Here is an 8,110-nt window from a genome sequence, read left to right on the forward strand (position 1 = left end):
ACGACCGCGATGAAATGGAGGTGTTGTTCACGTTGCTCGCCGAGCGCTACGAGCGAAAGAGCATCGTCATCACCACAAATCTCGTGTTCTCGGAATGGGAACGCATCTTTAAAGACCCGATGACCACGCTTGCGGCGATCGATCGCGTAGTGCACCACAGCGTCGTCCTCGACTTGATGGGTGTCGAGAGCTATCGCGCAAAAGCTGCCGGTGCGAAGCCGACAGCGTCAGCCGCAGCGACGGCATAGGGCGGCAATTTTAGTTGTCGCCGACGGCAGTTCTAGTTGACGCCAGACAGGCGCCCCTGTCAGCGCGCTCAGCAGCCTACGCACTGACGGTGCTCTCGGCGCTGTTTCGCTGGCTGATCGAGCAGCGGAACGTGCTCGCCAATCCGTTTTCCGGCGTCAAGGTCCGAGGCCACGCCTCGCAGCCAGCGCTGGACACGACGCGCGGTTTCACCGAGGGTGAGTGGCTGCTGGTCCGCGCGATTGCCGACGGCCTCGAATGGTCCTATGGCTGGTCGGAGCCAGCGCCGCAGCGGCTGCGCTTCCTGCTTGACTTCGGCTACGCGACGGGTCTGCGCGCGAGCGAACTGGTCGGCGCCGAGCTCCGCAGCATCCGCGTGGACGGGCACGGTGATTACTGGCTGCATCTGGTCGGCAAGGGCAGCAAGCCCGGCAAGGTGGCACTGCCGCCGCTCGCGCGTACTGCGCTCGATCAGTACCTTGCACAGCGACGCCTGCCTGTCACGCCACAACGCTGGAACTCGAAGACATCACTGGTCGCGAGTCTGGGCGAAGACGGCGACGCGGGTATCGCGGGTTCGCGTCTGGGGCGCGTCATGCGCCGCTTCTTCGCACAGGCAGCCGACGTGATCGAGGCCGATCATCCGGTAGCTGCCGAAAAATTGCGCCGCGCGAGTCCGCACTGGATGCGCCACAGTCACGCGAGCCACGCGCTCGCTAGCGGGGCCAAACTGACCAGCGTGCGCGACAACCTGCGCCATGCATCGATCGCGACGACATCGATGTACCTGCACGGCGACGAAATCCAGCGTGCGAGGGATATGGATCAGGCCTTTGCCGCCCGAAAATAGCCGCTAACCTATTGAACTCGAAGAATTTCGAAAAAATCGGCGGTTCCAGCTTATAACCCCTACAAGCGAATGATCTCGTTGGCATCCCAATGGCCGTGCCACTTTCAATTCTCAGGTCCAAGACCGCTGAGGCGAGAAATTTTTCAAGCGCCAGAGCGAGTGCGATCGCCAACGCGCAAAGGCATTGACTCCACTGCTTTCGGCGTAGCGCCTGAACGACGGCGACGCTCAGCGACCGGCGATGACACTGCGCCGGTCTCCCACACGAATCTTGCGGGCTTGCGTTCAACGAAGGCAAACACTAGCAGTCCTGAGCCCAACGTAAACGATTGAATGTGACTATAGAAAAATCCTACGAACTCAATGTCACGGCGATCAGTATAAAGGGTCATCAACTCGACGGAAAATGCGTCGATGTGGCATTCCAATTAGGCGGGTCTTGCCCGAAAACATTGCGAACGAAGAAATCCATGAGCTTACGCTCGGTGAAGATACCGGGGGCTCCATGATCAGCACCAGGCACATAGACCATTTCGAATTCCTTTCCCGCCTTAATGAGACTGTCGGCGAGCGCAAAGGTGGAGGCCGGATCGACATTGTGGTCCATTTCGCCCACAACAAGCATAAGTTTGCCGTGCAGATTGTCGGCATTGTCGATGGCGGAGGACTGTGAGTATTCAATGCCGACGGGCCAGCCCATCCACTGTTCGTTCCACCATATCTTGTCCATACGGTTGTCATAGCAACCACTGTTGGCTACCGCAACCTTATAGAAGTCCGAATGGAATAGCAGTGCATCAACGGCGTTCTGGCCGCCAGCTGATGTACCGAAGATTCCCAAATTCGAGATGTCGTACCAGGGATATAGAGAGGCAGCCGCCTTATGCCACAGAATGCGATCGGGAAGGCCTGCATCTTTCAGATTCTTCCACGCGACGTCATGGAAAAGGCGTGAACGGTTGTTAGTGCCCATTCCGTCGATTTGCACAACGATAAAACCCAACTGGGTAAGGGGCTCTGTTGTGGTTGTGAATGACTTTGGGACGTGAGAGCCTTGCGGGCCGGCATATATATCCTCCACCACAGGATACTTCAGATGTGGATCGAATCTATCTGGTAGATGAATGATTCCCCAAATATCGGTCTTACCATCGCGCCCTTTGGCAACAAAATTGATTGGTGCTCTCCATCCATTAGATTCGAGTTGAGAGATGTCGGTGCTCTCGATCTGCATCAGTTTAGCGTTGTCTCTAGACCGGAAAAGCGCCATGCGTGGGGGAAGGTCGATACGCGACCAGAGGTCGACGTAGAATCTACCGTCCGGAGAAAACTCGATGTGATGATTGGCCGGTTCTGGCGTAAGTGATGTCAGCCCCTTTCCGTCGAAGCCAATTCGGTAGGCATGAACGAAATAAGGGTCCTCACCGAAATTCATTCCGCTTGCTTCAAACCAAATTTCCCTTCTGACCGGATCGATGTGGTCCACCGCGCGGACAACCCAGTCACCTTTGGTGATTTGGTTTTCTAAAACACCGGTACGGCCATTAAAGAGGTACAGATGTTCAAATCCATCGCGCTCGGATGCCCAGATAATTTCCTCTCCATCATTAACATTGTAACGAAAGTGTTTTCCGGCACTTCTTTGGTTATTTCTTAAATCTGTATAATCGACGAACGTGGAGCTGACCTCATCGATCAAAGAGCGCGTACGGCCGGTGGCTGCCTCCACCTCGATTACTCGGTAGAGCTGATGGCCGCGCTGGTTGTACTCAAATGTAAAGCTTTCCCCATCCTTCCACCAATTAATTTCGGAAAGGTCAAAAGGATTCGGGAACAAGGCATTGTCGATATTGACCATGCGCTTGTTGACTATGTCGAATAGTACCGGTTGCGGTCGCGGAAGAATATCTCCCGCTTTGGGATACGCTAATGGCTCATACCTGGCTTGATGGTTTGTTGCTGAGGAATTGACAAGCATAATTTGACGCGGTTGGCCGGCGGCGACACGGTAACCTGCGAGGTGATTCGAGTCAGGGGACCACTTTAGGGATGAGAAGACGTAATTGTTCGCTTCTGTCCCGTCCGAACTTAACGGTACATTTACTGACCCGTCCTTACTCATTAGAAAGACGTTGTAGTTTTTGATATATGCTTTCCACTTGCCGTCCGGTGAATCGCTTGTTATTCGACTATCGCTTTCAGCCGTTGGCGTGAAGTCGTTATGAAATGACAAGATTTTGCCCTGAGAGATCCTAGTGCAGATGTAGCTTGAAAGATCACAACTCCACTGAACGGAATCAATGGAGAACAGCAACTGTTTGCCGTCTTGTCCGATTTCGAAGCGGTCAAAGGGCAGCGAGTTGCCTCGGAAATTCGAGGAGCCCGCCTTATTTAATGCTTCGGCAAGGCGGCTATGATCGAAAGCCGGTTCCTTCTTCCCAGTTTTGATATTGAATTTAATGAACTGGCGCTCACCATGTGTCGTCCGTCGGTAGGCAAGGGTCTCGGGCGAAAGCCAGAAAGGGGGGGTATCGACGAAATTGACAATTTTATCCGAGTATTGATAACGAACTGTGAGAGCCCGCTGAAGGTCTGAGGGGGTAAGAGCAAAGGGGGGGTGTATGGTTCCGTTCCCCTGGTTGTTAGCAGCCGATAGCAACGTGCAGTAGGAAATTAGAAGCAGAAAGATGGGGGCAATTTTTTGCATGGATGTTTGGCCTTGACTATGTATAGGTTACGTCGTCGGCTTACCTTGGAGCAATTTTTATGCCATCAGTGAATGCGAGTGGGTATGATCAGTGTCCGCTGAGCGCAAGCGAGGCGACCGGTGAGGTTCTGTCGCGATAACGGGAAGTAGAATGGCCGGTTTTGGAAACTGCAAGTCAGCAGATGAATAAGCCAGCGAAGACGCCGCGCACGAGCCTGCTAGGCGGCATTGCTGCCAATGTCCTCAAGCGCCTGAAGCATCCGGTGGACGTGATTCTGCTGTGCGTGCGCAGGTACGTGGCGTACTCGCATGCTTGCGGGATCTGGAAGAGATGATGGCCGAGCGCGGCATCGAGGTGGATCATTCCACGGTGCATCGCTGGATGATCAAGCTGCTGCCGGTGCTCGAGAAGGCCTTTCGTCGGTGCCAGCGCCCGGTAGGCAACAGCTGGCGCATGGACGAGACCTACAGTACGTCCAGCCAACGTAGCCCGCCTGTATGGGGGTGAAGTTGCTTGAGCATAGTTGGAATGCAAAAGCCGGAGAAGTTGCTGTTGTAGTACCGGGGTATGCCCTTCTTCTGCTGCGAGAGGAAGTGAGCCGAAGCGGCGGTGACTTGCCGACACTGGCACGGTGACGAAGTCCGTGGGAAACGGGGCTTGCGGCGAAGCGGTTATGCCAAGATGAGCCTCTAGGCTGAGCATGGGACGGTTGAGGAACACGAACCTGTTTGAACGCATCTGAGGGTTGAATTGAATCGTCACCCCTGCCGCTACGCGACATTGCCGACATCATCCGGTTTGTGAATGAGCGTTGCGGCTTCCTGTCGACGATGACGCCCCTGCAACCCCGTTACGCGAAGAAGATCGCCGACGCGGACAGCTTGATGGCGGTGATTATTGCGCAGGCCACCAATCTCGGCAATCTCGCCATGTCCCAGACCTGCGATATCCCGTATCACACACTCGACGAAACATATCGCAGTACTGCCGTCTGGCCACACTGCGGGCTGCCAACGACCGGGTTGCCAGGATCTGCCGCAGATCCTCGTCGTCGCGCAGCGGCCGGTGCGCATCGTAGTCGCTCCTGGGTGGCTTGCCGAAGCGCCGGTTGAAGTCGGCGATGAAGGAGGGTGCATATGCATTCGCGGCTTCCCGCGTGCTGATGCCGGGCAGCCTCAGTTCCTTGGCCAGCCGGCCCTGCAGCGTCTGGTTCGCGCGTTCCACGCGTCCCTTGGCCTGGCTCGTGTTGGCACAGAATGCGTCGATATTGAGATCATACAGCGCCCGGCCGAACTGCGTGACGCCTTTGCCTGCCGTCTCCGAGCGTTGCTTCACGTAGAAGACGCTGGCCTTGTCGCTGTAGAACGCCACCGGCTTGCCGTGCGCGTCCAGATACTTCGACAGTGTTCGACAATGCCTCGAAATAGCTTCTATGGGTATTCGAAGTCAAGCCCCCTCAATGACAGTTTTGATCGCAAGATTCTCCTTTAAGACTCCGCAAGTTATTCACCGCCTGCCGGCGGGCCCCCTCACGTGGCCAGAGCGCCGGCAGGCGGTGGATAACTCGCGTGCGTCAACAAGTGGTTATCGGCCTGCTTTCCCTCCTGCTCAACACGTCAATAGTCTTTGGTTCGGAGCGCTCGATGTCGGGCGTATGCCCGATCTAACTTCTATCCGTGCCGGCACCACGCCGGTCACCCTATACCGCATGCGCTAACGCGGGCAGCGCTCCGTTCGGACGCGCCCCATCTGAAGGACGATTGCCCATCGGGCAATCCCGCTATTTCACGGGCGCGCAAACCTTGAGACTCGTACCGTCTGCCGACACAGATGGTTCAGGTCGCAACCGCACTCCGGTGTGCCTTGAGGGTTGCTCCAATCGGAATCTCACCATGTTCCGCATACCGCCATAGCGCGATCGCGAGACGACGAGCTAGTGCAACAATGCCGATACGTCGGGCACGCTTTCCTGCGCCAGCAAATCGTTTATGGAACCATTGGCTCAGTTGGCTTGCGGGCTGGTGGCGCAGCCAGCACCATGCGAGTTCGACCATGAGCCAGCGAGCGCGCCTGTTCCCGCCTTACTGATGCCTTGTTCTGTTTCGCTTGTCCCGCTGCTGTATGGCGTGGGTGCAAGGCCCAGGCAGGCTGCAAGCTCTCGACGGTTGCGAAACTTGCGCCAGCCAAACAACTCCTTGAGCAGAGTCCACGCACTTCCGGTACCGACACCGGTCAGGCGCGCTAACGCCGCAATTGAGGGTTGCGCGCCGCCGCGGACTTGCTGCTCCTGAAATCCCTCAAGCGTCTTGATTTGGTGGATCACAAGTGAGAGTCGCTCAAATTCACGCTCGATTTCGGCACGCAGGGCGGAGAGCAACTGCTAAGCGTGCTCGGCCTACCAGCGGGCCCAGTTACGACCGCCTACGCGCTCTACGCGCAGGTTGTGCAGTACCAGAAGCGATCGGATCCGGTTGATGTGAGCGGTGCGCTCGTGTCGTAGGCGCTCGAGTTCACGATGCACGCGTCGTTCATCTTCTTGCTGTGCGCTTGGGACTCGCGCGACTGCCCAGACCCGACGTTCGCCAGCGTAGTAGCGCATCAGCATGGAAAGCAGCTTGTCGGCGTCGAGGCGGTCGGTCTTCGCACGTCGGGAGCGTCGGTTTACCTCGATACTTGCCGAATCGACGACGAGATTGACAATCCCTTGTACGCTTAGCCAACGGTGCAACCAGAAGCCGTCGCGGCCCGCCTCATAGCAGGTCAGCACCAAGGTGTCAGGGTGCAGATGACAGCGAGCTCTGGCTTTCGCGATAGCGGTCAGGACGGAAGCGGTGTCGCCGGCCCCTACCGTGCAACGGCTGGGAGCACGTACGCCATCACCGAGTGACAGCTTCCAGTTCTTTTCGCCCAATTCAAAGGCGACAAACAGCCTGCAGGTGATCTCGGTGTCCTGTGCTTGCAGGGTTCTTTCGGGTGCGTCCATTTGCGTGCTCCTCACGGGCAACGGTCCAGATAGACCGTTTTACTCCTGGGGGCTTACGCGGGCTGTCCCTCATAGTATCTGAAGGTCGACTCCGTCGACGTGAAGTGCAGCGTCATCAGCCGTCCGGTCGCGTCGTCGATGAAGACCAGCAGCGTGCAGGCGGGCGCCCGGTCCTCGAACCAGCGGTGATCGCTGCCGTCGATCTGGATCAGTTCACCGAGGCACGCGCGGCGGTTACGCGGCTGGTACACCTTCGGCGGGCGATCCCTGCGCGGCACCCACAGCCCCACGGCAATCATCAGCGTGCGCACCGTTTCGACCGCCAGTTCGATGCCATGACATTCCCGCAGCTTCTCGCGCGCCAGGGTCGGCCCGAAATCCGCATAGCGTTCGCGGATCAGCGCCAGCGCCCGCTGCGCCTTGCCAGCAGGCAACTGGTGGTTGCCTGCACGCCCACGCTTGCCTGACACCAGCCCGGCCACGCCGGCCGCGTCGTAACGCAGCACCAGCCGTTCGATCTGGCGCACGCTCAACCCCGGGCGTTCGGCGGCCTGGCCCGGCTTGAGCCGGGCCTCGGTCACGGCCTGAATAACCTTCAGCTGATCGATCTCACGCATCGTCATCGTGATCGTCCCGGTGCGCGTCATGGTGGTCTCTCCACAGGCGGAAAAACCGCACCATCATGCGCTACAGATAGCCAGGGTACGACATCTGTACTTTGCCCAAATACGACACTACTACTTTGCTGCTACAAAGAAAAAGTTGCTAAATTATGTTATGTCAAATGACGTATTCGTCGGAGACAGCCCCCACTGGGACCACCCAAGATGCCCAGTCACGATGGCGAGGCATCCCAAAGTGCGCGTCTCCTTCATACCGCAATCGACGCCCGGCTGCTGGACGGTTCAGTGATCGTCAACAACAACAATTCAATGTCAACTTTAGCGCGCGCTCACTCAGATGCTTCACGAATCACCACCCTCCAAGCGGGTCGGGTGCTTGTACAGGTACTTCCACTGTCCCTGGACCTTGATATACGTCTCATCCACGCGCCAGCTCCTGTCGACTGCGCGCTTGCGACGTCGAAATGCCTTTTCCAGAACGGACAGCAACTTGATCGCCCACCGGTGCACGGTTGAATGGTCGACATCGATGCCGCGTTCAGTCATCATCTCTTCCAGATTTCGCAGGCTCAGCCCATATGCCACATACCAGCGCACGCACATCAGCATGACATCGAGCGGATAGTGCAGTCGCTTCAGAACCTTCGCAAGTCCTGGGGCAAGGGCCGTTCGTGGCGTCGGTGCCTTCTTCATCATCGGG

2 protein-coding genes and 7 pseudogenes are annotated in these 8,110 nt (G+C 57.3%); 4 read left to right on the forward strand and 5 right to left on the reverse strand.

Annotation, left to right across the window (positions count from 1 at the left end; translation table 11 throughout):
- Together GCT19_RS40015 and GCT19_RS40020 are read left to right on the forward strand one after the other, a co-directional pair.
- On the forward strand, nucleotides 1–248 hold a 248-nt coding region (locus tag GCT19_RS40015; protein ID WP_193727519.1), incomplete at its 5' end, for an ATP-binding protein.
- Between the two features lie 56 nt (nucleotides 249–304).
- Nucleotides 305–1,096: pseudogene (locus GCT19_RS40020) on the forward strand (tyrosine-type recombinase/integrase); the annotation flags it as partial.
- A 391-nt stretch (nucleotides 1,097–1,487) separates the two neighbouring features.
- Here the strand turns inward: GCT19_RS40020 and GCT19_RS40025 are convergent.
- Complete coding sequence (locus GCT19_RS40025; protein ID WP_152854959.1) at nucleotides 1,488–3,803, reverse strand: S9 family peptidase; 2,316 nt, start codon at nucleotides 3,801–3,803, stop codon at nucleotides 1,488–1,490.
- Nucleotides 3,804–3,985: 182 nt separating this feature from the next.
- Between GCT19_RS40025 and GCT19_RS40030 the strand changes: the two are divergent.
- Nucleotides 3,986–4,272 (forward strand): annotated as a pseudogene (locus GCT19_RS40030) (IS6 family transposase); the annotation flags it as partial.
- Nucleotides 4,273–4,568: 296 nt separating this feature from the next.
- Nucleotides 4,569–4,831: pseudogene (locus tag GCT19_RS40035) on the forward strand (Tn3 family transposase); the annotation flags it as partial.
- Here GCT19_RS40035 and GCT19_RS40040 read toward each other — a convergent pair.
- The 4 pseudogenes from GCT19_RS40040 to GCT19_RS40055 form a co-directional block, all read right to left on the reverse strand.
- A pseudogene (locus tag GCT19_RS40040) lies at nucleotides 4,798–5,199 on the reverse strand (ISNCY family transposase); the annotation flags it as partial. The pseudogenes GCT19_RS40035 and GCT19_RS40040 sit on opposite strands and share 34 nt — an antisense overlap.
- Before the next feature lie 440 nt (nucleotides 5,200–5,639).
- A pseudogene (locus GCT19_RS45155) lies at nucleotides 5,640–6,787 on the reverse strand (IS110 family RNA-guided transposase).
- A 56-nt stretch (nucleotides 6,788–6,843) separates the two neighbouring features.
- Nucleotides 6,844–7,434: pseudogene (locus GCT19_RS40050) on the reverse strand (helix-turn-helix domain-containing protein); the annotation flags it as partial.
- 351 nt (nucleotides 7,435–7,785) lie between these two features.
- Nucleotides 7,786–8,106: pseudogene (locus tag GCT19_RS40055) on the reverse strand (IS6 family transposase); the annotation flags it as partial.
- Nucleotides 8,107–8,110 lie beyond the last annotated feature (4 nt).

Origin of the sequence: Paraburkholderia atlantica (assembly GCF_009362785.1) — a bacterium.
GTDB classification, from domain to species: domain Bacteria; phylum Pseudomonadota; class Gammaproteobacteria; order Burkholderiales; family Burkholderiaceae; genus Paraburkholderia; species Paraburkholderia atlantica.